The sequence below is a fragment of the Rhodoferax sp. GW822-FHT02A01 genome (assembly GCF_038784515.1).
Taxonomy (GTDB): Bacteria; Pseudomonadota; Gammaproteobacteria; order Burkholderiales; family Burkholderiaceae_C; genus Allorhodoferax.
The window spans coordinates 4957093-4981453 of record NZ_CP152376.1; the positions used below are offsets into that span (position 1 = coordinate 4957093).

The following is a 24361-nucleotide window of genomic DNA, read 5'->3' on the forward strand; positions in this document are numbered from 1 at the left end:
AAGGGCTTGGAACCCGTGCTAGCGCGCCCTCGCTCACCTTGCACTGGGCCAATGAATCGGCCACGCAAACCTTTGCGCAAGCGCTGGCTCAGCAGCCACAACTTGGCAATGCCTTCATTACCTTGCGTGGAGACTTGGGCGCGGGCAAGACCACGCTGACGCGTTACCTGTTGCAGGCCCTGGGGGTAACCGGGCGCATCAAGAGCCCTACCTACACCATTGTGGAGACCTATGAAACGGACCGCTGCGCCGTCTCCCACTTTGACTTCTACCGCTTCAACGACCCACAGGAATGGGAAGACGCCGGCTTTCGCGACATCTTTGCCAGCCCCGGCCTGAAGCTGGCAGAGTGGCCACAAAAGGCCGCCGGACTGCTGCCCGTGGCCGACCTGGACATCCATCTGGAAACCGATGCTGACGGCGTACGCCGGGTCACACTCAATGCCCACACGCCAGTCGGTGAGGAACTGCTGCAGGGGTTGACCCCATCTGGCGAAGGTGCCAAGCCATGAAGCGTCGCGCCGCCCTGATACGCGCAGGCAGCGTGGTGCTGGCGCTGGGCCTGCCTCACATTGTGCGCGGCGCCACCATCGTGAGCGTGCGCGTGTGGCCAGCACCGGAATACTCGCGCGTGACCATTGAATCTGACACCGCGCTCACCGCCCGGCAAACCTTTGTCGCCAGCCCGCCGCGGTTGGCAGTGGACATTGAAGGGCTCGTGCTCAGCCCCACGCTCAAGGAGCTGGTGGCCAAGGTCAAGTCCGATGACCCCAATATTGCAGGCATCCGCGTGGGCCAGTTCAGCCCCACCGTCGTGCGGCTGGTGGTGGACCTGAAGAAACCGATACGCCCGCAGGTGTTCAGCCTGACACCGGTAGGCGCCTACCAGCATCGGCTGGTGTTTGACCTCTACCCCGAGCAGGAGGTGGACCCGCTGGAGGCGTTGATCAGCGAAAAGTTCGGGGATCACACCGCGGCGGCGACCCCACCGGCTGCACCGGCTTACGCTGCATCCGAAACCGCGGCCAGCGATCCGCTGGGTGATCTGATGGCGCGCCAAACACAAAAGCCTGTCAAACCCAAGACGGAAGCGAGCGCACCCACAACAGCCACCAAACCAACTGCCCCGGCTGCAGTGGCTGGCGCACCCGACACGCGCAACAACGAAGACCTGCGCAGCGGTACCGAACGCCTCATCATCGTTGCGCTGGACCCTGGCCACGGCGGCGAAGATCCCGGCGCCATCGGACCGGGCGGCACACGCGAAAAGGACGTGGTGCTACGCATTGCCCATTTGCTGCGCGACCGGATCAATGAGGGCTCTGTCAAGGGCAACGCCATGCGTGCCTACCTGACGCGCGATGCGGACTTCTTTGTGCCGCTGGGCGTGCGCGTGCAAAAGGCACGCAGGGTGCAGGCCGACCTGTTCGTCAGCCTGCATGCCGATGCATTCTTCACCCCGGACCCACAGGGTGCCAGCGTGTTTGCCCTCAGCGAAGGCGGCGCCTCCAGCAGTGCAGCGCGTTGGATGGCGGCCAAGGAAAACAAGGCCGACTTGATTGGTGGCCTCAACGTCAAGGCCAAAGACGCCACCGTGCAGCGCGCGCTGCTGGACATGAGCACCACCGCCCAGATCAACGACAGCCTCAAGCTGGGCAAAGGTCTGCTCGGTGAAATCAAGCGGGTGGGCAAGCTCCATAAGGGCACGGTGGAACAGGCGGCCTTTGCCGTGCTGAAGGCGCCCGACATTCCCAGCGTGCTGGTGGAAGCGGCTTTCATCAGCAACCCCAGTGAAGAAGCCAAGCTCAACAGCGAGGAGTTCCAGATCAAATTGGCCGATGCGCTGATGCGCGGAATAGAAGCCTACTTCGCCAGAAACCCGCCGCTGTCGCGGGTGCGCACGACCAGTTGAGCAGACGGCACGCCCGCGGCGTGCGCGGGTCTATGCCTCAATGCGGATGCCAGTGGCCTTGTCGAACCAGTTGTTGTGGCGGCCGCTGACCGACATGCCGACGTGCTCACCGATATTGAGCTTGGTATTGGCCGGAGCGCGTACCGTGATCAGCCCGGCAGCCGTCTTGACCACCACGTAGGTGTCTGCGCCTGTGGGCTCCACCAGCAGTACCTCGCCGCGCCAGGCAGCGTTTTCATCCAGGTGGATGTGCTCAGGGCGTTGGCCCAGGGTAATGGCGCGCCCCGTGGGCGCGGGCAGTTCCAGCGAGCCACCGGTAAAGACGAAACGGGTTTGCGCGCCCTCGCCTTCTGCACGCCCGTCGATGAAGTTCATCATCGGTGAGCCAATGAATCCCGCCACGTAGATGTTGATGGGCGTACGGTAGATCTCGTCGGGTGTGCCGATCTGCTGCAGCACGCCGTCCTTCATCACGGCGATGCGGCTGCCCAGCGTCATGGCCTCGATCTGATCATGGGTCACATAGACACTGGTGATCCCGCTGACCAGGTGCAGTCGCTTGATTTCGGCACGCATTTCCACGCGCAGCTTGGCATCCAGATTGGACAGCGGTTCATCAAACAGGAACAGTTGCGGGTCGCGCGCCAGAGCCCGCCCCATGGCTACGCGCTGGCGCTGGCCGCCCGAGAGCTGCGAGGGGCGGCGGTCCAGCAGGTTCTCGATCTGCAGCATGGCCGCCACTTCATGAATGCGCTTGGTACGCACGTCCTTGGGCACTTTGCGCATCTCCAGCGCAAAACCGATGTTGTCTTCCACGCTCATGGTCGGATACAGCGCATAGCTCTGAAACACCATGGCAATGTCGCGCTGGGCCGGAGCCACACCGATCACGTCGCGTCCGCCAATACGCAAGGAGCCTTCGGTCGGCTCCTCCAGCCCGGCAATGATGTTGAGCAAGGTGGACTTTCCGCAACCCGAGGGGCCCACAAGAATCAGGAACTCACCGGGTGGTACCGTGATGTCGATTTTCTTGAGCACTTCCACGGCGGCAGCGCCTTTGCCAAAGACCTTGCGGATGCCTGCGATTTCAAGAGAGGAAGCCATTGTTCTTATCCTTTCACGGCGCCGGCCGTGAGTCCTTTTACAAAATACTGACCGGCCAGAATGTAGACCAGCATGGTGGGCAAGCCGGCGATGACGGCAGCGGCCATGTCCACGTTGTAGTTCTTCACGCTGCTGGTGGTGTTGGCCATGTTGTTCAAGCCCACGGTAATGGGTTTGCTGTCGGCTCCGCTGAATGCCACGCCGAACAAGAAGTCGTTCCAGATATTGGTGAACTGCCAGATCAGGGTCACCATCATGATGGGCGTGGACATGGGGATGACGATGCGCCAGAAGATGCGCCAGAACCCGGCACCGTCCAGACGCGCAGCATTCACCAGTTCACCTGGAATGGCCGTGTAGTAGTTGCGAAAGAACAGCGTCGTGCTGGCGATACCCGCCAGGCAGTGGACAAGCACCAACCCACCCACTGAACTCGACAGGTGCAGATAGCCAAGCACCTGGCTCATGGGCAGCAGAACCACCTGGAACGGCATGAACACGCCAAACAGCAAGAAGCCAAACAGAACGTCACTGCCCTTGAACTTCCACATGCTCAACACATAGCCGTTGATGGCACCCCAGGCTGTGGAGATAAGTACTGCCGGCACCGCCATGCTGACCGAATTCCAGAAATAAGGGCGCAGTCCGCGGCAGTCCACGCCGGTGCAAGCCTGCTCCCAAGCCAGCTGCCAGGAAGACCAGTTCATGCTCGTGGGCAGGCTCATCAAGTTGCCGGCGCGGATCTGGTCCGCATCCTTAAAGGACGTCACCAGCATCACGTACATCGGGGCCAGAAACAGCAGGGCCGCAACGACCAGGAAGCTGTAGACCACCAGACGATGAAAGGATTGGGTTTTCATGCTTAGCGCTCGTGGGGTTTGGAGCGGAGTTCGCTATACAGATAGGGCACCACGATGGCGGCCACGGTCACCAGCATCATGGTGGCGCTCGCCGCCCCCAGACCCAGTTGACCACGGTTGAAGCTCATGGTGAACATGAAGGTCGCCGGCACATCGCTGGAGTAGCCGGGGCCGCCCGCCGTGAGCGCCATGACCAGATCGAAACTCTTGATCGACAGGTGCGAGAGCACCAGGATGATGGAGAACATCACCGGTCGCATGATGGGCAGGATGATGCGCCAGTAGATGCGGGGCAACGAAGCGCCGTCAATCTGGGCCGCCCGAATGATGTTGTCGTCAATGCCACGCAGACCCGCCAGAAATAGCGCCATGGCAAATCCTGCGGACTGCCAGACACCGGCGATGACGACGCAGTAGATAGCCGTTTCGCTTTGCACCAGCCAGTCGAAGCTGAAGCTGGACCAGCCAAAATCGTGCATCAGTTTTTCCAGCCCGAGGCTGGGGTTGAGAATCCATTTCCAGGCCGTTCCCGTCACGATGAAGGACAAGGCCATGGGATAGAGATAGATGGTGCGCAAGAAGCCTTCTGCGCGCACCTTCTGGTCCAGAAAGATTGCCAGCACCATGCCCAGAATCAGTGAGCCACCGACATACAGGCTGCTGAAGATGCCCAGGTTCTTGAGGGCGACATACCAGCGGTCCATGTCCCAGAGTCTGGCGTATTGATCCAGCCCTACGAACTCGCTGTAATTGGGCAGCATGTGCGAGTTGGAAACGGAAAGAATGCCGTTCCAGATCATGAAGCCATAAATGAAGGCAAAGCCGAATACAAATCCGGGTGCCACCACCAGTTTGGGCAACAGGTCTTCCAGCTTTTTCATGAGCAATCCAAAAGAGGGAGCTTAACAGGCAGACAAGGGGCCGCACCTTGCGATGCGGCCCCTTGCTACAACACGATTACTGGGTCTTGGCGGCCTTGGCGATGTTCTTCACACCGTCGGCAACCGAGATCTTGTCATCGTTCCAGAACTGGCTCACAGCGTCCTGGATGGCGCCTGCAGCAGCGGGTGACACTGCCATGCCGTGGGCAATGGAAGGTTCCAGCGAACCAGCCTTGGCGGTGCTCACGAAGTCCTTGGCCGAGAGCTTGGCGCAGTCGTCAAACTTGGACATGTCCATGTTCAGGCGGACCGGTATGGAGCCCTTGTTCAGGTTGAATATTTCCTGGAACTGCACACCCATGATGCTGGAGGCCAGGTCGGCTTGCGCCTTTTGCGCCGCAGCATCTTTGAGCTTGAACATGGCAAAAGAATCCACGTTGAAAGTGTAGGCGTTGTCAGTTCCCGGAGCTGCGGCGCAGATGTAGTCCTTGCCGGGCACCTTGCCTGCGGTACTGAACTCACCCTTGGCCCAGTCACCCATGAACTGGAAGGCCGCCTTTTCCTGGATCACCATGGCCGTGGCCAGATTCCAGTCACGTCCGGGCGAAGCGGGGTCCACATAGCTATGTACCTTGCGATAGGTTTCCAGCGCCTTGGACATGGTCGGGCTGGTCAGTGCCTTCTGGTCCAGCTTGACCAGTGCATCGTTGTAGAACTTGGCGCCGCCAATGCCCAGAACCACGGATTCAAACGTGGTGAAGTCTTGCCAGTTCTGTCCACCGTGTGCGACGGCAATGAAGCCTGCCTTCTTGACCTTGTCTGCAGCGGCAAAGAATTCAGGCCAGGTCTTGGGTGCCGCAGTGACGCCGGCCTTCTTCAGCACAGCGGAGTTGGCCCACATCCAGTTCACGCGGTGCACGTTGACCGGCGCTGCAATGTAGTTGCCTTTGTATTTCATGATGTCGGCGACGACTTTGGGCAGCAATGCATCCCAGTTCTCTGCCTTGGCCACCGGATCGAGGTTGGCCAGAACACCTTCGGCAGCCCACTCCTGCAGAGCCGGGCCCTTGATCTGGGCAGCGGCAGGCGGGTTGCCCGAAACCACACGGCTCTTGAGCACGGTCATGGCGTTGTCACCACCGCCACCAGCGACCGCAAAGTCCTTCCAGGTGTTCCCCTTCTCCTGCATGATCTTCTTGAGTTCCGCGACCGATTTGGCTTCGCCACCGGAAGTCCACCAGTGCAGCACCTCCACTTCGCCAGCCATCACGGCAGTACCAGCCACCATCAACGCCGCAGCCGTGGCGAGTTTCGAAAGTTTCAGCATGTTCACTCCTCTAAAGTTATGTCTCCAAGCCTGAACACGTTCAGGAGCATTCTTGCGTCGATCAGAACACCCTACCCATAGCGGGTAATGAATGCGGAGACACAGCAAGTGTCCCCCAGCTACAGACCGATATATTGATTCCGATCAATGTAATGGTATCTGAGCCGCATTTAGTTTCAAAGTGTGCCAGCACACGGACAGGACCGGCCGGTCACGGCAAACTGCATCGATGGCACCTCATCTAAAAGGAAATCCCGATGCTTGAAACAATTGCAATCATTCTGCTCGTGCTCTGGGCACTGGGCATGGTCACGGCCTACACCATGGGTGGCTTCATCCACATACTGCTGGTCATTGCAGTCGTGGTTGTATTGATTCGCGTGATCCGCGGAAACAGCCCTCTTTAGCAGCAAAGAACCATGAACACAGCAAGGCTAATCGGCATTCTTCTCATCATCGCAGGTGGGCTGGCAGCAGCCTACGGCGGGTTCAGCTATACCAAGCAAACCCATGCCGCCACCATCGGCCCTATCCATTTGCAAATGACTGAGCAGGAACGCGTCAACATTCCGCTTTGGATGGGTCTGGGCGCACTGGGTGTCGGTGTCCTTTTGGTGGCAACTTCACGCAAAACTTGACTCCAGCCTGAACAGGCTCCACCTCCCGAAGATCAGGGGCTCATATTGCGCCGCAAACACTTTATTTATTCAGAGACTTGGCGGCAGTCTCGAAATCAAAACCCTGCAAGGCCTGCTCCAGTTCGGTAAATCGGTCACCCAGATGGCGCTGCAATACACCTTTGTTGTGCTCCAGAACATCGAGTGCATAGGGATCGTTGCCTTGAATCAGACGCTGCATTTCAAGCATCAGCGCGTCAAGTTGCCCGTGCGTCACGACGGCCGCATCCACCGGCTCAGGTCCGTCAGATTGCAGATTGGGCAATGCCCTACGCACAGATGTCAATAAGGCGTGCAGTTGCTGCGCCGCAGTCTGCAGTGTGCGCTCAATTCCGGCAGCATCTCTTGCCTCGTCTCTGAGCATGTCCTCCAACTCGGCTGCAGAGTGCTGCAGACCAGTCGCCCCCAGATAAGCCGCTTGTCCCTTGAGCGTGTGCGCCTGCCGTTCCGCCAACGCCACCTGCGCGGTTTGCAGCGATCGCCGCATATCCTCTATGGCCCCTTGTTGGGTGGCAACAAAGGACTGCAACGTTCTGAGGTACAGACCCTCGTTATGGCCCATGAGTGCAAGCCCACTTTCCATATTCAGACCGTCAATGTGGGCCGGCAACCGGACCTGTAGTTTGGAGCCGTGCGGCACATCTACCTGTTGCACTTTGCCCAAGTCGGCCTTCTGACCCAACCCATCACGTGGCGTAATCCATCGCAATAAGGATCCCCACAACTGGGCAGGCGCAATGGGTTTGGAAATGAAGTCATTCATCCCCGCCTCCAAGCAGCGATCCCGGTCTGCCTGCATGGCGTTGGCGGTCATGGCCAAAATGGGAAGTTCCTTGGCGCCATGGTTTTGCCGCAGCAAACGTGTAGCAGTAACGCCATCCATTACCGGCATTTGCATGTCCATGAGAATGAGATCGTAGGGAAGGTGCTCCAGTGCGCGTGCTTCCACGTTGTTCACCGCCTTCTGTCCATCTTCCGCGATGTCCACCTCAAAGCCGGCATCGGTCAACAGTTCATAAGCCACCTGCTGATTGAGGACGTTGTCCTCTACCAGCAGAATGCGTGCCCCCCTGAGCTGCTGCAGCTTGGCATCGAGCTTGTCCCGCGCACTCTGAGGCACGGGTTGTAGAGACATGGGCGGCGGCGGCGCTTTCCCTGCGACCTCCATCATGGTGTTGAGCAACAGAGAGCTGCTCACGGGCTTGGCCAAAACGTGCTCCACGCCCAGCAGCTCGGCACTGCGCACCAGTTCCTGGCGCCTGTGTGCAGTAACCATCTGAACAAATGGCACCACCTTGTGTGGCATCGCCTTGATCGCCCGTATGGTTTCCAGGCCATCCATACCTGGCATGAGCCGGTCCATCAGCACAAAATCAAATGGAGAGTTCTGATCATGGGCCGCCTGGATCATCTGCAATGCGCGCTCTCCACTATTGGCATGCTGCACCACAAAGCGCATCGCATCCAGCATTTCGCACAATATCAATGTTGCGTCCTCGTTATCGTCGACGACCAGCACACGCTTGCCATGCAAATCAACAGCAATGGAGTCCAGGCTCCGGCCCGTAGTCGCCACAAGGCCAAGGCGGGCAGTGAACCAGAAGGTACCGGATTGGATACCTCTTTGCTTGCCAACGTGCCGTTGCTGTACTCAACTTCAGCATTGTTGAGGATGGATATCGGAGGGTTGGGCTTTACCTTAACAGCAAAACCCCACTGGATGGACACGTTGGGCGCAATCGGCTGCGCAAATCCGACGGCCACTTCAATGACGCGGCTGCGGTCGTCACCGTTGGTGCGATAGCTATATGCAGGATCACCGGACCAGCGATAGAGTTTGATTCCTCCCAGAGTGGTTGTCCCCAAGGAGGCTTCAACGTATTCGGTTCCAGCGGGCAACACATCCCGAAACAGCACCATTGCAGTGCTTACGCCATCTACCCGTACATTGGAGCCATCGGTCAGGGTGCTACCGGGCAGGGCTGGGCTTGCGCCAATATTGTGGGCGACCATGGTGTAGCGCACGTTGTCGCCTGCTGCCACACCATTGCCGCGATCTGCGGATTTGGTGAGCGTCAGGACGGCGTCGGTGGTCGTGGCGATTTGATCCTGGTTTGTGGCAGAAATTGCAGTGGCGTCTGTAGTTGCAGTCAACAGCACACATGCAAGCGCAACGGTGTTGCACCGTCTGCTGCAAAGAGCGTAGGTGTTACGGCAATGCCATTGATGGTGAGAGCGCTGGTTGACAGATTGAACGTGTCCGTACCACTGCCGGTGTTCCATATCACGTTGGGGAAGCTCACTTGCGTGCCAGGAGCAGCGGAAGCAATCTTCTTGATCTTGTCCACTGCAGCCGTGCTTGCAGAACCGGTGACGGTATTGGCGACAACGCCGAAGGATTGCAGAATGGTAATGACCGTGCTGTTGGAATTAACCGTTGAGCTGGCGCTGCATCCAGCCACCGTCGTCGAAGCGCAACCCGTGTCGGAATAGGCTGCTGCATTGGATGTCGTGCCAGTGCCCAGAGCGGCATTGCTGTTGACCAATACGATAAAGCTGATGGAGCCGGACACGTTAGGTCCGACGCTCGATACAACGGCTTCAATAGTTCCAGACACTGCCTGAAAGTCGATTCCGGAGGCTGTTTCGGAACCCGCTGCATCTGTCAGTGCCGCATTGCCAGAACTCCACTTGGCAGAGCCAGGAACATAGGTCAGGCCGCTAGTGCTTCCTGTACCAATGACATCCTTCAAATAGATGTTGCCGGGCGAACCGCCATTGTTTTGATACCGCAAGGTGTAGGTGGTGTACACGCACCCTAATGCTGGCGCATTGGCCCCTGCCAAAGTGACCAAACATGTGCTGCCTGAAGGCAACGTACTGCTCACAGCAGCAGGCCACGATGTCACTCCCGTTAGAGGGGTAATACCTGTGGCAGCTGCTGGGGCGGCAATGGATTTGTTGACCTGGAATGCAGCAGCACTGGTCACGGTGACCGCGTCGGTATTGCTTGCCGTGGACGTCAGGTACAGCGCCGGGGTTCCCGCCGTGGCCGTCGTTGTGGCACTCGGCGTGATCAGGCCCGCAGGTGCACTGCCGGAAACCGTGAGAGCAACCACATACTTGAATGTGCCGCCACCTGCCACCGATGTAGAAAACCCTGCAGTACAGAGAGGTGCACCAGATGACGAGCACAGCGGAGTCGTGTTGTCAGGGAGTCCATCACCGTCTGCGTCGGCGAATATTTCCACCTTGGTGAATGCGGTACCGGTGGCCTGAATCGTGAAGCTGTCGGTTCCGTTACCTGTGTTGGTCAAGGTATGGGGCATATACGCTGTCTGACCTGCTGCAACCGTCTTGGAGTTGCCGTTGGTCAATGCCAGCGAGCCCACTTGTGCAACCGTCGTTTGCACGAGGTTGGACGTAGCGACCTGTTGGAGACTGCTGGAATCCGTATAGGTCACAGAAGCCTGGTTGCCAATGGTAGTGCCTGCGGCCGGAGTGGCAGCTTGCGCGACACTGGAGAAAGTGGCTGCTAAGCTCATACTCACCAGTAATCCGAATAACCTGGCTTTGGTTTGGCCATGCAAGCCAAAGCCTCTAGTTTTTAGAAAATTTTTCACTTGAATTCTCCGAATAATTAGAATGTGCGATGCCGGGGGCAACTCGCTTGGAGGGAGATGCTTGTATTGCGAGACGATGGGAAGGGTCGGTAACTCGATCTATTTCTCCTTTACTGTTTGGGTGAAGGAGTAACGAGGGCAGAATTACGCAATGCCTCCTTTGAAATTTCTTCTGCCGACTTGAGTGACTCGATCTGGATTCGGGCTTTGGCGGTTGCCTCTTTGCCGGCTGGCAGTTCGGCAACTTTCCAGCGAATGGCGCGATATTCCCCATATGGAACTGGCTCGACCTTGGACTTGCCGTCCGCAGCCACGACAACACGCTTGAGCGGCTCTGCGTCAAACCTGCCGTCTTTGGTGGCAGCTTGCACGCCCTGGGGAGAGGCGGACCGTGCCATGTACACGGCACCATCAGGCACAGGCAAATTAATGGAGAGGTCTTTGGCTGCGGTCTGACCTTTGTTGTGATAGGTCAAACGGTATTCGATGACATCGCCTGGTTTCACAAAATCAGCCGATTGAAATTGTTCTTCACCCTTTTCATTGCGCTGAACCTTGAATTGCTCAAGACGCACCGCCACTTGAGGCTTTTCCGCAGCTTTACCAACCTTGGCGGCTGGCGCCTCTGTAATTGCCTGCGCATGAACCCAGGTGCCAAATGAAGCACTGAAGCAGATGACCGCCGGGACTGCGATACGGGCAAACCAATTGTTGAAACCTTTAGATGCGGTATTAGTCATAAAGAACCTTTTCCATGTCTGATGTTTGGCGAATACCAGCAAGTTCCAAAGGCTGAATGCATGGGCGCAATAGACCGGTGAAGCACTGGTTGGGGCGGATTCTTTCGAACACCGGAGCGGACGCATATTTCCGTAAAGAAAAAATTACAAACAAAGAAAGCTACTCAGGGAGAGCGCCGTTTGCGATGCAGTGACCGACGACAAAACTGACTGGAATCGAAACTGCGACCCATATCAGAACCATGCCAACGAGAGAGATAGAACCCATTTTTTTCACCTCTGGGGAAAACTTGGGCGCGATAATAGGAAGGTGTTTGAGACAGCGTTGTGTGAAATGTTCACCCTGAGACATTCAGCTTCAAATAGTTAAAAACTTCTTGATACGCGACCTCAAGCGTCGAGAAAAATATGTAAATATCACCTAACTGATGCATGAATGCATCAAATATGAGGTAGGCAATGTTTCGCCCGACATGCCTACCGTGTTGCTCCCAATCGCTGCGGGCTATGGTAAAAATGCAGGCGACCAGATCATTCATACAGCACGACAGGGAGTTCGACGATATGCGCTATTCAGCTGAGGAAATGGACGCGCTTTTAACGCGCTACGACTACGCGCCACATATGCTGGTGCAGGTTTTGCGTGAAATTCAGGAGCGCACACATTGGCTTTCGCGTCGATTGCTTCAATCAGTTGCTGATAGGCTGCATTTGCCCTTGGCCCATGTGGAGGGTGTCGCCGGTTTCTACCGCTTTTTTCATATTCAACCCGTTGGACAGTACCGCATTCTGTTGAGTGACAACATTACCGACCGCATGTTGGGTAGTGGGACTTTGATGCAGCAGCTCTGCAAATTGCTGGGCGTTGCGCCAGGCAGTGTACGCAGCGATGGGCGTGTAAGCGTGGCAACCACTTCATGTACTGGGATGTGTGACCAGGGGCCTGCCGCAATCATCAACCACCATCAAGTTGTGACGCGTCTGACGCCGCAACGCGTAGAGGACATGGCTGCATTGGTTGAAGCGCAGGTACCGCTTGCGCAGTGGCCTGCGGAGTGGTTTCGTGTGGAAGACCAAATACGCTTGACTAATGTCAAATTGGGAAAGCAACCAGCACTCGGGGCGGGCATCGCTGCGGCCATTGCCAAAGGCCCGCAAAGCATGTTGGATGACATCAAGAAGTCCAAATTGCGCGGGCGTGGCGGCGCGGGATTTTCCACCGCTACCAAGTGGCAGTTGTGCCGCAATTCCAAAGGGCAGACGCACTACGTGGTGTGCAATGCTGATGAAGGTGAGCCGGGAACGTTCAAGGACCGCGTGCTGCTGTCGAGCTATGCGGATACGGTGTTTGAAGGCATGACCATTGCGGCGCTGGTAGTGGGTGCGGCGAAGGGCCTTGTCTACTTGCGCGGCGAATACCGCTACATGTTGGAGTACTTGCAATCGGTTCTGCAGCGCAGGCGCGAACAAGGTTTGCTGGGGCCGGCTATTCAGGGCGTTGACGGATTTGATTTTGATATTGAGATTCATGTGGGTGCGGGTGCCTATGTGTGCGGCGAGGAGTCAGCGCTGATTGAATCGCTGGAGGGCAAGCGTGGCACGCCACGTATACGCCCGCCCTTCCCTGTCGAGGCGGGCTATCTGGGGCAACCCACTACGGTCAACAATGTGGAGACGTTTTGTGCGGTTACGCACATTGCCGTCTTTGGCGGTGAGTGGTGGAGCAAGATTGGAACGCCGCAAAGCACAGGCACCAAAATCCATTCGGTGAGCGGCGACTGTGAACGCCCAGGCTTGTATGAGTACCCGATGGGCACGCGCATCGGCCGCATTCTGGAAGACTGCGGTGCGCGCGACACGCAGGCCGTGCAAGTTGGTGGTCCGTCGGGAGTGTGCCTGTCAGCATTGGAGTTCAACCGCCACATCGGCTTTGAGGACGTGCCCACCGCAGGCGCATTCATGGTCTTTGACCGCAGCCGCGACATGTTTGAAGTGGCACGCAACTTTGCCCAATTCTTCGCACACGAAAGCTGCGGCTTCTGCACGCCCTGCCGCGTGGGCACGGAACTGGTTGTGCGGCGCATGGACAAGCTGGCACGCGGCTACGGCTCGGCCGAAGACATCCAGGTACTGTATGAATTAGACAAGCTCATGCACGGCGCTACCCACTGCGGATTGGGGGCCGCTGCCTGTAACCCGTTACGAGACACCATTGGCAAGTTCCGCCCCGCGTATGAGCGGCGTTTGCAATCGCTGCACTTTGCACCAGGTTTCGACATGGACGCGGAGCTTTCGCAAGCGCGCCTGGCGACAGGTCGCGACGACCCTGGTGCACACCTGGAGACACTGGCATGAGCAATCGCATTGATGCATTGACACCCGGCACCTTCATGCTGGATGGTGAGGAGGTGGAATTTGGCCATGGCGAGTCCATCTTGCAGGCGGCCACGCGCACAGGGCATTACATCCCGCACCTATGCTGGCACCCGGAATTTGGAGCCACCGGCAGTTGCCGCATCTGCACAGTCAAGGTCAACGGCCGCACGGGAGCGGCTTGCACCGTGCAGGCGGCATCGGGCCAGGAAGTGGAAAGCAACACGGATGAACTCAACAGCCAGCGCAAGACCATGCTGCAGATGCTGTTTGTGGAAGGCAACCACTTCTGCCCCTCGTGCGAAAAAAGCGGCAATTGCAGCCTGCAAGCCACCGCCTACGCCATGGGAATGGAAGGGCCGCATTTTGAAGAGCTCTACCCGGACAGGCCTGTAGATGCGAGCCACCCGGAGATGATGCTGGACCTGAACCGCTGCATCCTGTGCGGACTGTGCGTGCGCGCCAGCCACGAGGCAGACCACAAGAATGTGTTCGCCATTGGCGGCCACGGCATCCAGACACATTTGCTGGTCAACAGCAGCAGCGGCAGATTAGGCGACAGCACATTTGCCGAAACCGACCGTGCCGCCGACATCTGCCCTACCGGCGTCATACTGCACAAACGTCGCGGCTTCCAGGTGCCCATTGGGCAGCGCCGGTTCGATGCCAAACCCATTTCAGAGCAGGTGGAAGGAGGCCAGACATGAGCGCCGCATTGAACGACACGGCAGCGCAACAGCCACTGCATGCGCCGCGCAAGCTGAAATTGGCCACCGTGTCGCTGGCGGGCTGCTTTGGCTGCCACATGTCACTGCTGGATATCGACGAGCGCATTCTGCCGCTGCTGGAGCTGGTGGAATTTGACCGCTCCCCGCTCACAGATATCAAGCACATTGGGCGCTGCGATATCGGCTTGATCGAAGGCGGTCTGTGCAATGCAGAGAATGTGGAAGTGCTGCGTGAATTCCGCGCGCACTGCAAGGTGCTGGTAGCCATGGGTGCTTGCGCCATCAATGGCGGCCTGCCGGCCCAGCGCAACCAGCGCGACGTAGGCCAGATGCTGCGTGACGTGTATTGCAATCAAACTGGGGGCAGCGTGGGCAACCAGATTCCCAACGATCCCGAGCTGCCGCTACCGCTCAACCATGTGCACCCCATTCACGAAGTCGTGCATATCGATTACTTTCTGCCAGGCTGCCCGCCTTCCGGCGACGCAATCTGGAGTTTTCTGAACGACCTGATCGCCGGACGCACGCCCACGCTGGGCCACGGCTTGATCCATTACGACTAGGAATGAGCGCCATGAGTTTTGCAATGGAAACTGCCGCCAACCCGCAAGGCCTGCGACGCGTGGCCATAGACCCGGTGTCCAGGGTAGAGGGCCACGGCAAGGTAACGCTTCTGCTGGATGAGCACAACGTGGTGCAGCAGGCACGGTTGCACATTGTGGAGTTCCGCGGATTCGAAAAGTTCATAGAGGGTCGCCCCTATTGGGAAGTGCCGGTCATGGTGCAGCGGCTGTGCGGTATCTGCCCGGTGTCGCACCACCTGGCAGCAGCCAAGGCCTTTGACCACATCGTGGGTGCGGTGCCGGTGACTGCCAGCGCCGACCGTGTCCGTCGCCTGATGCATTACGGACAGATGCTGCAATCCCACGCCCTGCACTTCTTTCATCTGTCGTCGCCCGACCTGCTGTTCGGTTTTGAATCGGATGTAGCCCAGCGCAACATCGTGGGTGTGGCCCAAGCCTACCCGGAGGTCGCCAAGAAAGGCATCCTGCTGCGCAAATTCGGGCAGGAGGTCATTCGCATCACGTCCGGCAAGCGAGTGCATGGCACGGGCGCTGTGCCAGGTGGCATCAACAAACTGGTGACGGTCGAAGAGCGAGACGCCCTGTTGCGCGATATGCCGCAGATGCTTGCCTGGGCACAGGACGCAGTGGACATTGCCAAACAGCTGCATGCAAACCACCGCAACCTCTACAGCAACTTTGCCAGCTTCCGTTCCAACATGATGTCGCTGGTGCGGGCCGATGGCGCCATGGAGCTGTATGACGGCGTGCTGCGTGTACGCGACGACAAGGGCGCTATCCTGTTTGACGGTGTGAGCGACCAGAATTACCTCTCGCTGATCGAGGAAGAAGTGCGCTCCTGGAGTTACATGAAGTTCCCGCACTTGCGCAGCCTGGGCCGCGAGCAGGGTTGGTACCGTGTCGGACCCTTGGCGCGTGTGCAGAACTGCGACTTCATCCCCACGCCGCGCGCTGAAGCCGAGCGGCAGGCCTTTGTGGCCTGGGGGCAAGGCGATGTGGTGCATGCCACCTTGGCCTACCACTGGGCACGCATGATTGAGATGCTGCACGCGGCGGAAGTGATCGCCGAGCTGCTACTGGACCCTGCCCTGCTCAGCGGCGATCTGGTGACCACCGGCACGCGACAGCGCAGCGGCGTGGGCATGATTGAAGCTCCGCGTGGCACGTTGATCCACGACTACGACGTGGGTGACGATGAGCTCGTCACCCGCTGCAACCTGATCGTTTCCACCACGCACAACAACCAGGCCATGAACGAGGCGGTGCGCGCGGTCGCCCGCGACTATCTGAGCGGCCACGAGCTGACCGAGGGACTGCTCAACCATATTGAGGTGGCCATACGCGCCTATGACCCCTGCCTGTCCTGCGCTACCCATGCTCTGGGGCAGATGCCGCTGGACGTCACACTGCTGGGCCCTCAAGGCCAGGTATTGGACCGGGTACAAAAAGGCAGCGACGGCCATCTGAATCGCACCGATATCTGCAGCCCGGTCGGCCTGCAGGCATGAATCCAGCCCCACCTGAACTGTTGGTGCTGGGTTGGGGTAACCTGAGCCGCGGCGACGATGCACTGGGGCCGCGCTGCCTGACAGCCTTGCGTGAGGCGCTGCCACCACACCTGATGCACAGGGTGGAGTTCCTGGAAGACTACCAGCTGCAGGTGGAATTCGCGCTGGATCTGGTGGGCCGCAAGCACGTGCTTTTCATCGACGCGAGCGTGGACTGTGTTGCGCCGTTTGAAGTGCGCCAGGCGCAGCCCCGCAAGGACAGCAGCATCAGCAGCCACGCCCTTTCACCCGAGGCGCTGTTGCAGGTCTTTGTGACGGTGCAGAGCCAGGCCCCGCCGCTCGCAACGGTCTTGGCCATACGCGCTTCATCCTTCGAGCTGGGTGAACCCATGACGGCGGTCGCTGAGCAGCATCTGGAAGCTGCCGCGCAGTGGGCAATGGACTGGACGCAGGCACTGCTCAAATAGCCAACAAGGCTTCCAAAAGCTGCCAGAATGGCGTCGTACACCACTCTAGCGAACACCGGGAGGCAGATGCAAAGTCAGAGTACTGTCCTGGTCGTGGACGACTCCGCCATCATCCGCAGGCTGGCGGTTGCCATTCTGGAGAAGGCAGGCTATCGGGTCGAAACCGCCGAAGACGGCCAGACCGCGCTGGCCATTACGGCACTGGATGCGCCGCATCTAATCCTGCTGGATGTGCGCATGCCCGACATGGATGGCTTTGAGGTGTGCAATCGGCTCAAGGCGTCGGAACTCACGCGGCACATACCGGTCATTTTCCTGACGGCGGAAAACGACGTTGAGGCGGAAATCCAGGCCTACGCGGGTGGCGGCGCGGACTTCATCGCCAAACCCATCAAGGCCCATGCGCTGCTTGCCCGGGTCAAGGTGCACATTGCCATGTACCGCCAACGGCGCAGTCTTGAAGGCAATTTCAGGGACGTCATAGAGTTCTCCCCTATTGCCTTCCTGATTGCGGACCCGTCCCTTCATATCGTCCAGGTCAATGCGCTTGCCATGCAGCTGTTTAATCTGCCGCGCGCCGCGATGCAGGGCAAGCCCTTGCAAGAGTTCATCCCGCAAGGTTCGCACCATGTACAAGCCTATACACCCAGCGACACGGTAGACGCGCCCGAAGTCCCCTTGGGCATTGTGGAGCTGAATTGCAGGCGCGGTGATGGGGTTGCATTCACTGCAGATGTGACGTTCGGACACCTGAAAACCGTCAATGGCGGCTTGTTTGTGATCGTCGTGCAGGACAACACAGACCGCAAGCGCATGCTCGCTGACATTGAGGAGTCGCGCCAGACGCTACGCGACTATGCCGTCAAAATTGAAATGGCCCGCGAAGACGAACGCAAGTCGATTGCGCGGGAAGTGCATGACGAGTTCGGCCAAGTGCTCACCGGACTGCGCATGGAACTGTCCCTGGTGCGCATGCAATTTGGAAACCGGTTTGCCGATCTGGACACCAAGATCGAAAGCATGACATCCATGACGGACCGAGCCATCAACGAAGTACGCAGCATTGCGACACATCTGCGCCCCACGGCCATGGACATGGGCCTGGTGCCCTCCATCGAATGGTTGCGCGATGAGTTTGTGCGCCAAACCAAGGTGCCCTGCTTTCTCATCATCAAGGACCGGGATCTGGTTCTGGACGAAGCCCGCTCCATGGTGGTCTACCGCATCTTTCAGGAATCGCTGACCAACATCACCAAATACGCAAAGGCCAAGCGCGTCGATGTCCTGCTCCAGTGCAAAGAAGGGCTGGTCTCCATGGCAATCAGCGATGATGGCAGCGGTTTCGATGTGCAAAGCCGAAGCGGCAAGAAGACCTTCGGCATTCTTGGCATGCAGGAGCGTGCCATTTCATTGAACGGGTCTCTCAAAATCTCCAGCGAGGTGGGCATGGGCACACAAATTTATCTGAGCATTCCCACCGGCCTGCAAGCACAGGAGACAGCACCATGATCAAGGTTGTCATTGCGGAAGACCATGCCATTGTGCGCAACGGTGTCAAACAGATACTGGCGTTGGCGCAAGGAATCGAAGTGGTCGGTGAAGCCGTGGACGGCGCCGAGCTGCAGCAGATGCTCAGGTCGCTGGAGTTTGACGTCTTGCTGACCGACCTGAACATGCCCGGACTGAGCGGGCCAGATCTGATAGCACGCATCCACGCGCATTTCCCGGACAAACCCATCATTGTGCTGAGCATGCACAACACGGTGCAGGCCGTCTCCAGAGCGCTCAAGGCCGGCGCACGCGGCTATGTCACCAAAGGAAGCGAACCCGAAATACTGATTGCGGCCATCCGCAAGGTGGCCCAGGGTGGCCGGTTTGTGGCACCCGAAATGGCCCAGCAAATGGTGTTCGATTCCGCGCGTTCCGAGCAAAAGGCCGCGCATGAGGGACTTTCGGACCGGGAACTGGAGGTCTTGCGTCTGCTGGTCAAGGGCCAGAGCAACAACGAAATTGCCTCTGCCCTGTGCGTCAGCAACAAAACTGTCAGTTCCCACAAGACGCGCATCTTGGAAAAACTAGAGGTGAGCAGCCTGGCTGACCTTGTGCTGTATGCGGTCGAACATGGCCTGAGGGATTGAGTCTGGCCTCGGCATTCGGAAAATTCCGATACACGGCGGAATATTCCGCCCGCAATAACGACCTTTCCGATAGCAGTCTTTCCTGCTTGAACGCATGATGCATTCCATGCTTCAGGTACTGCTGAGGCAACGCATATGCAAGGAAAGACCGTGACCCTCTCAAACCGCTTCGAAACCAAGGTGGTGACCGCATTCGGTACGGCCATGGTGGTGGTTGCAGTACTGGCGGCTTCGACCTGGAAAGTGGCAGATGACGCCACAGTGGCGGCCCGCCTGGTGACCCACACCCATGAAATCATCAACGACCTGACCAACATAAGGGCCTTTACGTTGCAGGCCGAGCTAACCACACAGAGCTTTCGCTTGACCGGCGACCCGCAAAGCCTTGTAGAACGTGATGAAGCGTCAGCGGCACGTGAACGTGCGCTGGAACGCGTACGCCAATCCATTGGTGACAATGCCCAGCTGCTGCAACACTGGACTGAGCTGCGCCGGCTGCTGGACCAGCGTCTGGCATTCTCCAAACGGATTGAGGAGCTGCGCAAGACCCAAGGTCAAGCGGCTGCCAGTGCCTATGTTGCCACGGCACCGCTGCGTGCCACGCGCGCGCGCACCTATGAGCTGCTCAAGGAAATGGATGCAGAGGAACGGGCACGATTGGCTGAACGCATAGCGGCACATGACCATGCACGCCAGACCCAAGTGCGCGCCGGTGCCTTGGTGGCAGTTGCACTGGCAGCTCTGCTGCTGGCCACCTATCTGCTAATACGCCGGCAACTGCACGAAACGGAAGCCAGCCAACGCGCGTTGGCGGACAGCGAGGACAACCTATCAACCACGCTGCAGTCCATTGGCGATGGCGTGATGACAACCGACGTCCGTGGAAACATCACACGCATGAATCCGGTGGCCGAGCAACTCACCGGATGGTCAATGGAACTGGCGATGGGGCGCCCTGTGGAGCAAGTGTTCCACATCATTCACGAGGGCACGCGAGCACCGGCTGAAGTGCCTATCGCCAAGGTGCTGACCACGGGGGAACCACAGCTCCTTGCGAACCATACGGCCTTGATTGCACGCGATGGCTCCGAGCATCCCATTGCCGATAGCGCCGCCCCCATCAAGGGAACCGACGGCGCCATACGTGGCGTTGTCCTGATCTTTCGGGACGTGACAGCCGAGCACATGGCAGAAAAAATCATCCGGGATCAAAACGCCCTTCTCGCTTCGCATGTGCGTGACCGCACCGCGCGGCTGCACGAGAGCGAGACCCATTTGCGCAGCATCATGCGGGCAGTGCCGGTCCTCATCGCCTATGTGAATACCGAGCGCCGCTACGTCTATGTCAACAACCAATACCGGGAACACTTTGCGCCCGAGCGCGATGACCTTTCCGGTTGCACGGTGCGGGAGATTCTTGGCGAAGCGCGCTATGCAGTCGCCGGCCCGTTGGTCGACAAGGTTCTGGAAGGACAGCCCCAAAGTTACGACTGGCAACCAACGACCAACTCCTGGCAAACCATTCGTTACATCCCCAGACAGGATGACAATGGCGAGGTGACAGGCTATTACGTGCTGGGCACCGATGTCACCGAGCGCAAACTCTTCGAGAACCGCATTCAATCGCTCAATGGCGAGCTGGCACAAAGAGTCCGGGATCTGGAGCACGTCAGCCGCGCACTGCGCACGCTCAGCAGTGGCAACCGCACCATGCTGCGTGCCTACAACGAAGAAGATCTGTTGCAGAACATGTGTCGCGCCGTAGTCACTTCGGGTGGCTACGGTATGGCCGTGGTCTGGTTCAAGGGCAGCGATCCGCAGGCCGCTTTGCGACCGATCGCGGAATGCGGCTACCCCGGCGGCATGGAGATGCTGCAGACCTTCGGCCTCAGCCCGCACAGCAGCACGCTGGGCAACAGCGTGACCTCTGCCGCGATACGCGAAGGCGTGGTGAAAAAGGTACGCAACATGCAGTCGGACCTGAATCACGCGCCCTGGGCCACGCGGCTCGAAGGGTTGAAGTCGGGACTGTCCTGCCCCTTGCGGGTGGACGGAGACGTCATAGGCGCGCTGACCATTTACGACCCGGAGCCCGACACTTTTGACGACGACGAAATCACGTTGCTGACCGAGCTGGCTGACGACCTGGCTTTTGGCATCGCCACCCTGCGCGCCCGCGATGGGCAGGCCCGTGTGCAGGCCGCAATGCATCACATGTTGCGACACGACACGCTTACCGGCCTTCCCAACGCTATTGAATTCACCGAAGCAGTGGAAACAGCCGTGGGCCGCGTCGCTTCTGCCAAGGAACCCGTGGCAATCCTGCAATTCAATATTGAACGCCTGGGTGAAATCAATGAAGTGTTGGGCTTCAACCACGGCGATCAGGTGCTGCGGGACTTTGGCCGGCGCCTACGCGACAGCGTACCAGAGACGGCCATCGTTGCGCGCCTGCGTGGCGACGAGTTCGCCGTCCTGACCGCAGCCTGCGATGCGGCGGCGGCCTTGGCACTGGCCGAGACCCTGGAGGCCAGCCTGTCGACCCCATTTGCCATCGCTGACATTGAGCTGGATGTGACGGCCAAGGCTGGCATCGCGCTGTACCCTGACCATGGCTCTACCGCCCAGGATCTGATGCGCGGCATGGGCAAGGCACTGTTCCAGGCCAGATCCAGGGGTGTGAGCCGCTGCGTGTTTGACCCGGGCCAGCAACAGGACCAGATCGAACGGCTGAGCATGGCCGGCGAGCTTCGACGCGCCATCGAAAGTGGCCAGATGCGACTCTACCTGCAACCCAAGGTGGAATTTTCCAGTGGAAAGGTGTGCGGTGCCGAGGCCCTGGTACGTTGGCAGCATCCTCGGCTCGGCCTGGTGGCGCCGGGTGTCTTCATTGGCTTGGCGGAAAAGACCGGGTTGATCAAACCACTGACCGAGTGGCTAGTCATCACCACGCTCGACCTCTTGCAGGCCTGGCAGACACAAGATTGCGCCCTGCCCATTGCCGTCAACCTCTCCGCCCGCAATTTCCGTGACGAACAGCTGTTCGACAAGTTCCGCCTCTGGCAATCCGAGCGCGGTGTGGCTCGCGGACTGCTGGAAGCCGAAATCACCGAGAGCACCGTGATGGACGATGCCGAATACGCCCTGCGGGTGTTGCACGCCCTGCGCGACGAAGGCGTGCCACTCTATGTGGACGATTTCGGAACGGGATACTCGTCACTCAGCTACTTGCAAAAATTACCGGTGGACTACATCAAGATCGACCAGTCCTTCGTAGCCGCCATGCGAAACAACCGCGATTCGGCCATGATCGTGCGATCCACCATCGATCTGGTACATGACCTGGGCCACAGGACCGTGGCCGAAGGTGTGGAGACGCAGGAGCACTGGAACATGCTCTCTGCCCTAGGATGCGACATCGCACAAGGCTATTTCATCGCCAGGCCGATGCCCTCAGAGACCTTCCAGGCGTGGCTTGCAAGCTACCGCGCGCCAGAGAACATAGGGGCCTAGTCGCCTTCGGAAACGTAGGGCACTTCGTCCAGACTGGTGTAGACAGGCAAACCCATCTCCCTGGCCTTGGCCACCTCAATGTCTGCACCATTGGAGGCACCCGGGATGCGATAGACCGCATCACATCGGCCCAACAGTCGGTGCGCAACCGGGTACTGGTAGGTCTTGAATACGGCATCGTTATGACTAAGGCCACCCGCAGCGCGGATGACGGGCCAGGCCAGCCACTCACCTACCAATGCGAGGTGACCCCGCTCAAAGATCGGGAGGGCCATCTGCTCCATGGCGGCCAGATTCTTCGCCACCTTGGCCGGGTCGCCATCCGTGCCCGTCAGGTAAGGACCGGAAATCAATATCAACATACGTTTCGCCACCGCCAACCCCGCTTTCTTGAAGATCGAACCGACCGCAGATTCTGAACCGGCCGAGTCTAGGTTAAAAAAATTTCTTCCGTGCCGGTTACAGTGGCGGCATGCATATCGCCATACTCACTTTTGACGGATTCAACGAGCTTGACTCGTTGATTGCCCTGGGCATTTTGAACCGGGTGAAAAAACCGGACTGGCGGGTCAGCCTGTCCTGCCCCACCGAGACGGTCACCTCCATGAATGGTGTCACTCTGCACGCGCAGTCCAGCCTGGCACAGGCAAGTGATGCAGATGCCGTTTTGTTCGGCAGCGGCATGAAGACCCGTGACATCGCCAACGACGCGCACATCATGGCGCAGCTCAAGCTGGACCCTGCCAGGCAGCTTATAGGCGCGCAGTGCTCCGGCACCCTGATGCTGGCCAAGCTCGGATTATTGAACAAGATTCCTGCCTGCACCGATCTGCTCACCAAACCCTGGGTGCAGGAGGCCGGCGTGGACGTGCTGAACCAGCCGTTTTATGCAGCCGGCAACGTGGCGACCGCGGGCGGATGCCTGTCATCCCAGTATCTGGCCGCCTGGGTGATTGCCCGCCTGGAAGATCTGGACGCAGCGAAATCAGCCATGCACTATGTGGCACCGGTCGGCGAAAAAGAGCTTTATGTGGACCGCGCCATGGCAAACATCACCCCCTACCTGCCTGTAACAGCCCCATGAACCGTCTCGAACACTGCCTCTTTCATGGCCTGCCCGCAGTACGCATCTGCGCCAGCAACGGCGCAACTGCCACAGTCACACTCCATGGTGCCCACGTCGTATCGTGGACCAGTCCCACGGGCGTGGAGCAGCTTTATCTCAGTCCCAACACACGCTTCGAGCCAGGCCAGGCCATTCGGGGCGGCGTGCCGGTGGTGTTCCCGCAGTTCAACACGCGCGGCGTGCTGCCGCGCCATGGCTTCGCCCGCACCAGCCCCTGGAATCTGCTTGAGACGCAGCCACTGGACAACCAAGTCAGTGCCACACTTTCGCTGCCTGGCAACAAGGTCATCAAGTCCCTTTGGCCCTATGCCTTTGGCTGCGAACTCCATATTGCGTTGCAGGACGACAGCCTGGCCATGACGCTGACGGTTCGCAATGACGGAAGCGAAACCTTCAGCTTCCAGGCGGCGCTACATACCTACCTAGCGGTGGGCTCCATTCAGAGTGTCAACCTCACGGGTCTGGACGGATCCGATTTTGAAGATACCACCGAGGCGCAACCCATGGTGATGAAGCGCCATGTGGCGTTGAAACCCCTGGAAGCCATAGACCGTATTTACTATGACGCGCCCAATCAGTTGCAGCTGCAGTCCGCTTCAGGGCGAATGGACTTGCAGCAATCGGGCTTTTGCGATGTGGTGGTATGGAACCCTGGCAGCAAGGCCCCCCCTCCCCCGGACCTCCCTGCAGATGGCTACCAGCACTTTCTGTGCGTGGAAGCTGCCCAGATCGGGCGCCCCGTGGCGCTGGGTGCGGCCCAGGTGTGGACCGGTACTCAACGCATTCGCGCGGCCCGCTAA

At 58.8% G+C, this 24361-nt stretch carries 24 protein-coding genes; 14 read left to right on the forward strand and 10 right to left on the reverse strand.

Going from position 1 to position 24361, the window contains the following annotated elements; genetic code table 11:
• Window positions 1-38: 38 nt before the first annotated feature.
• Both tsaE and AAGF34_RS23460 read left to right on the forward strand, forming a co-directional pair.
• Window positions 39-512, forward strand: coding sequence for a tRNA (adenosine(37)-N6)-threonylcarbamoyltransferase complex ATPase subunit type 1 TsaE (gene tsaE / locus AAGF34_RS23455; RefSeq protein WP_342618118.1), 474 nt, complete (start codon window positions 39-41; stop codon window positions 510-512).
• Complete coding sequence (locus AAGF34_RS23460; RefSeq protein ID WP_342618119.1) at window positions 509-1912, forward strand: N-acetylmuramoyl-L-alanine amidase; 1404 nt, start codon at window positions 509-511, stop codon at window positions 1910-1912. The genes tsaE and AAGF34_RS23460 overlap by 4 nt, the downstream gene beginning before the upstream one ends.
• 30 nt (window positions 1913-1942) lie before the next feature.
• Here the strand turns inward: AAGF34_RS23460 and AAGF34_RS23465 are convergent, their stop codons facing one another.
• The 4 genes from AAGF34_RS23465 to AAGF34_RS23480 form a co-directional block, all read right to left on the reverse strand.
• On the reverse strand, window positions 1943-3016 hold the full coding sequence (locus AAGF34_RS23465; protein WP_342618120.1) for an ABC transporter ATP-binding protein: 1074 nt from the start codon (window positions 3014-3016) through the stop codon (window positions 1943-1945).
• A gap of 5 nt (window positions 3017-3021) precedes the next feature.
• Window positions 3022-3876: a carbohydrate ABC transporter permease gene (locus AAGF34_RS23470; RefSeq protein ID WP_342618121.1), complete on the reverse strand. Its 855-nt coding sequence runs from the start codon at window positions 3874-3876 to the stop codon at window positions 3022-3024.
• A gap of 2 nt (window positions 3877-3878) precedes the next feature.
• The gene (locus AAGF34_RS23475) at window positions 3879-4757 is read right to left on the reverse strand and encodes a sugar ABC transporter permease (protein WP_342618122.1); all 879 of its coding nucleotides are present in this window, start codon (window positions 4755-4757) and stop codon (window positions 3879-3881) included.
• Window positions 4758-4833: 76 nt separating this feature from the next.
• Window positions 4834-6084, reverse strand: coding sequence for an ABC transporter substrate-binding protein (locus tag AAGF34_RS23480; RefSeq protein ID WP_342618123.1), 1251 nt, complete (start codon window positions 6082-6084; stop codon window positions 4834-4836).
• A 257-nt stretch (window positions 6085-6341) separates the two neighbouring features.
• Between AAGF34_RS23480 and AAGF34_RS23485 the strand changes: the two genes are divergently transcribed.
• Both AAGF34_RS23485 and AAGF34_RS23490 read left to right on the forward strand, forming a co-directional pair.
• A complete protein-coding gene (locus AAGF34_RS23485; RefSeq protein ID WP_342618124.1) occupies window positions 6342-6491 on the forward strand; it encodes a lmo0937 family membrane protein in 150 nt (49 codons plus the stop codon).
• 12 nt (window positions 6492-6503) lie between these two features.
• Window positions 6504-6722 (forward strand): hypothetical protein, encoded by a 219-nt coding sequence (locus AAGF34_RS23490; RefSeq protein WP_342618125.1) that lies wholly within the window; start codon window positions 6504-6506, stop codon window positions 6720-6722.
• A 61-nt stretch (window positions 6723-6783) separates the two neighbouring features.
• Here AAGF34_RS23490 and AAGF34_RS23495 read toward each other — a convergent pair whose 3' ends face one another.
• From AAGF34_RS23495 to AAGF34_RS23515, 5 genes are all read right to left on the reverse strand, one after another.
• Window positions 6784-8280 (reverse strand): response regulator, encoded by a 1497-nt coding sequence (locus AAGF34_RS23495; RefSeq protein ID WP_342618126.1) that lies wholly within the window; start codon window positions 8278-8280, stop codon window positions 6784-6786.
• Complete coding sequence (locus AAGF34_RS23500) at window positions 8244-8921, reverse strand: hypothetical protein (RefSeq protein WP_342618127.1); 678 nt, start codon at window positions 8919-8921, stop codon at window positions 8244-8246. Before AAGF34_RS23500 ends, AAGF34_RS23495 begins: the two co-directional genes overlap by 37 nt.
• Entirely contained in the window at window positions 8912-10384 is a 1473-nt protein-coding gene (locus AAGF34_RS23505) for a hypothetical protein (protein WP_342618128.1), read from the reverse strand. Before AAGF34_RS23505 ends, AAGF34_RS23500 begins: the two co-directional genes overlap by 10 nt.
• A 110-nt stretch (window positions 10385-10494) precedes the next feature.
• The gene (locus AAGF34_RS23510) at window positions 10495-11124 is read right to left on the reverse strand and encodes a hypothetical protein (RefSeq protein WP_342618129.1); all 630 of its coding nucleotides are present in this window, start codon (window positions 11122-11124) and stop codon (window positions 10495-10497) included.
• A 338-nt stretch (window positions 11125-11462) separates the two neighbouring features.
• Window positions 11463-11663, reverse strand: a complete 201-nt coding sequence (locus tag AAGF34_RS23515; protein ID WP_342618130.1) for a hypothetical protein — start codon at window positions 11661-11663, stop codon at window positions 11463-11465.
• Window positions 11664-11688: 25 nt separating this feature from the next.
• Between AAGF34_RS23515 and AAGF34_RS23520 the strand changes: the two genes are divergently transcribed.
• The 8 genes from AAGF34_RS23520 (at window position 11689) to AAGF34_RS23555 (ending at window position 22435) form a co-directional block, all read left to right on the forward strand.
• Window positions 11689-13479 (forward strand): NAD(P)H-dependent oxidoreductase subunit E, encoded by a 1791-nt coding sequence (locus tag AAGF34_RS23520; protein ID WP_342618131.1) that lies wholly within the window; start codon window positions 11689-11691, stop codon window positions 13477-13479.
• A complete protein-coding gene (locus AAGF34_RS23525) occupies window positions 13476-14204 on the forward strand; it encodes a 2Fe-2S iron-sulfur cluster-binding protein (protein WP_342618132.1) in 729 nt (242 codons plus the stop codon). Before AAGF34_RS23520 ends, AAGF34_RS23525 begins: the two co-directional genes overlap by 4 nt.
• Window positions 14201-14788, forward strand: coding sequence for an NADP oxidoreductase (locus AAGF34_RS23530; protein ID WP_342618133.1), 588 nt, complete (start codon window positions 14201-14203; stop codon window positions 14786-14788). The genes AAGF34_RS23525 and AAGF34_RS23530 overlap by 4 nt, the downstream gene beginning before the upstream one ends.
• Before the next feature lie 11 nt (window positions 14789-14799).
• Window positions 14800-16317 carry a Ni/Fe hydrogenase subunit alpha gene (locus tag AAGF34_RS23535; RefSeq protein ID WP_342618134.1) on the forward strand — a complete coding sequence of 506 codons (1518 nt, stop codon included), beginning with the start codon at window positions 14800-14802 and terminating at the stop codon, window positions 16315-16317.
• Window positions 16314-16784 (forward strand): hydrogenase maturation protease, encoded by a 471-nt coding sequence (locus tag AAGF34_RS23540; RefSeq protein ID WP_342618135.1) that lies wholly within the window; start codon window positions 16314-16316, stop codon window positions 16782-16784. Before AAGF34_RS23535 ends, AAGF34_RS23540 begins: the two co-directional genes overlap by 4 nt.
• A gap of 66 nt (window positions 16785-16850) precedes the next feature.
• Window positions 16851-18293, forward strand: a complete 1443-nt coding sequence (locus AAGF34_RS23545; protein ID WP_342618136.1) for a response regulator — start codon at window positions 16851-16853, stop codon at window positions 18291-18293.
• Window positions 18290-18922: a response regulator transcription factor gene (locus tag AAGF34_RS23550; RefSeq protein WP_342618137.1), complete on the forward strand. Its 633-nt coding sequence runs from the start codon at window positions 18290-18292 to the stop codon at window positions 18920-18922. Before AAGF34_RS23545 ends, AAGF34_RS23550 begins: the two co-directional genes overlap by 4 nt.
• A 150-nt stretch (window positions 18923-19072) precedes the next feature.
• Window positions 19073-22435, forward strand: coding sequence for an EAL domain-containing protein (locus tag AAGF34_RS23555; protein ID WP_342618138.1), 3363 nt, complete (start codon window positions 19073-19075; stop codon window positions 22433-22435).
• Here the strand turns inward: AAGF34_RS23555 and AAGF34_RS23560 are convergent.
• Entirely contained in the window at window positions 22432-22797 is a 366-nt protein-coding gene (locus tag AAGF34_RS23560) for a DUF4406 domain-containing protein (protein WP_342618139.1), read from the reverse strand. The genes AAGF34_RS23555 and AAGF34_RS23560 overlap by 4 nt on opposite strands.
• Before the next feature lie 110 nt (window positions 22798-22907).
• On the opposite strand from AAGF34_RS23560, the gene AAGF34_RS23565 reads away from it, so the two are divergent.
• Together AAGF34_RS23565 and AAGF34_RS23570 are read left to right on the forward strand one after the other, a co-directional pair.
• Window positions 22908-23519, forward strand: a complete 612-nt coding sequence (locus AAGF34_RS23565; protein WP_342618140.1) for a DJ-1/PfpI family protein — start codon at window positions 22908-22910, stop codon at window positions 23517-23519.
• Window positions 23516-24361: a D-hexose-6-phosphate mutarotase gene (locus AAGF34_RS23570; protein ID WP_342618141.1), complete on the forward strand. Its 846-nt coding sequence runs from the start codon at window positions 23516-23518 to the stop codon at window positions 24359-24361. The genes AAGF34_RS23565 and AAGF34_RS23570 overlap by 4 nt, the downstream gene beginning before the upstream one ends.

What these genes read in the sequence shown, in the direction of transcription:
- AAGF34_RS23460 (WP_342618119.1), top strand. Translation starts at nt 509, where the DNA reads ATGAAGCGTCGCGCCGCCCTGATACGCGCAGGCAGCGTGGTGCTGGCG.
- AAGF34_RS23465 (WP_342618120.1), bottom strand. Translation starts at nt 3,016, where the DNA reads ATGGCTTCCTCTCTTGAAATCGCAGGCATCCGCAAGGTCTTTGGCAAA.
- AAGF34_RS23470 (WP_342618121.1), bottom strand. Translation starts at nt 3,876, where the DNA reads ATGAAAACCCAATCCTTTCATCGTCTGGTGGTCTACAGCTTCCTGGTC.
- AAGF34_RS23475 (WP_342618122.1), bottom strand. Translation starts at nt 4,757, where the DNA reads ATGAAAAAGCTGGAAGACCTGTTGCCCAAACTGGTGGTGGCACCCGGA.
- AAGF34_RS23480 (WP_342618123.1), bottom strand. Translation starts at nt 6,084, where the DNA reads ATGCTGAAACTTTCGAAACTCGCCACGGCTGCGGCGTTGATGGTGGCT.
- AAGF34_RS23485 (WP_342618124.1), top strand. Translation starts at nt 6,342, where the DNA reads ATGCTTGAAACAATTGCAATCATTCTGCTCGTGCTCTGGGCACTGGGC.
- AAGF34_RS23490 (WP_342618125.1), top strand. Translation starts at nt 6,504, where the DNA reads ATGAACACAGCAAGGCTAATCGGCATTCTTCTCATCATCGCAGGTGGG.
- AAGF34_RS23510 (WP_342618129.1), bottom strand. Translation starts at nt 11,124, where the DNA reads ATGACTAATACCGCATCTAAAGGTTTCAACAATTGGTTTGCCCGTATC.
- AAGF34_RS23515 (WP_342618130.1), bottom strand. Translation starts at nt 11,663, where the DNA reads ATGAATGATCTGGTCGCCTGCATTTTTACCATAGCCCGCAGCGATTGG.
- AAGF34_RS23520 (WP_342618131.1), top strand. Translation starts at nt 11,689, where the DNA reads ATGCGCTATTCAGCTGAGGAAATGGACGCGCTTTTAACGCGCTACGAC.
- AAGF34_RS23525 (WP_342618132.1), top strand. Translation starts at nt 13,476, where the DNA reads ATGAGCAATCGCATTGATGCATTGACACCCGGCACCTTCATGCTGGAT.
- AAGF34_RS23530 (WP_342618133.1), top strand. Translation starts at nt 14,201, where the DNA reads ATGAGCGCCGCATTGAACGACACGGCAGCGCAACAGCCACTGCATGCG.
- AAGF34_RS23535 (WP_342618134.1), top strand. Translation starts at nt 14,800, where the DNA reads ATGAGTTTTGCAATGGAAACTGCCGCCAACCCGCAAGGCCTGCGACGC.
- AAGF34_RS23540 (WP_342618135.1), top strand. Translation starts at nt 16,314, where the DNA reads ATGAATCCAGCCCCACCTGAACTGTTGGTGCTGGGTTGGGGTAACCTG.
- AAGF34_RS23545 (WP_342618136.1), top strand. Translation starts at nt 16,851, where the DNA reads ATGCAAAGTCAGAGTACTGTCCTGGTCGTGGACGACTCCGCCATCATC.
- AAGF34_RS23550 (WP_342618137.1), top strand. Translation starts at nt 18,290, where the DNA reads ATGATCAAGGTTGTCATTGCGGAAGACCATGCCATTGTGCGCAACGGT.
- AAGF34_RS23560 (WP_342618139.1), bottom strand. Translation starts at nt 22,797, where the DNA reads ATGTTGATATTGATTTCCGGTCCTTACCTGACGGGCACGGATGGCGAC.
- AAGF34_RS23565 (WP_342618140.1), top strand. Translation starts at nt 22,908, where the DNA reads ATGCATATCGCCATACTCACTTTTGACGGATTCAACGAGCTTGACTCG.
- AAGF34_RS23570 (WP_342618141.1), top strand. Translation starts at nt 23,516, where the DNA reads ATGAACCGTCTCGAACACTGCCTCTTTCATGGCCTGCCCGCAGTACGC.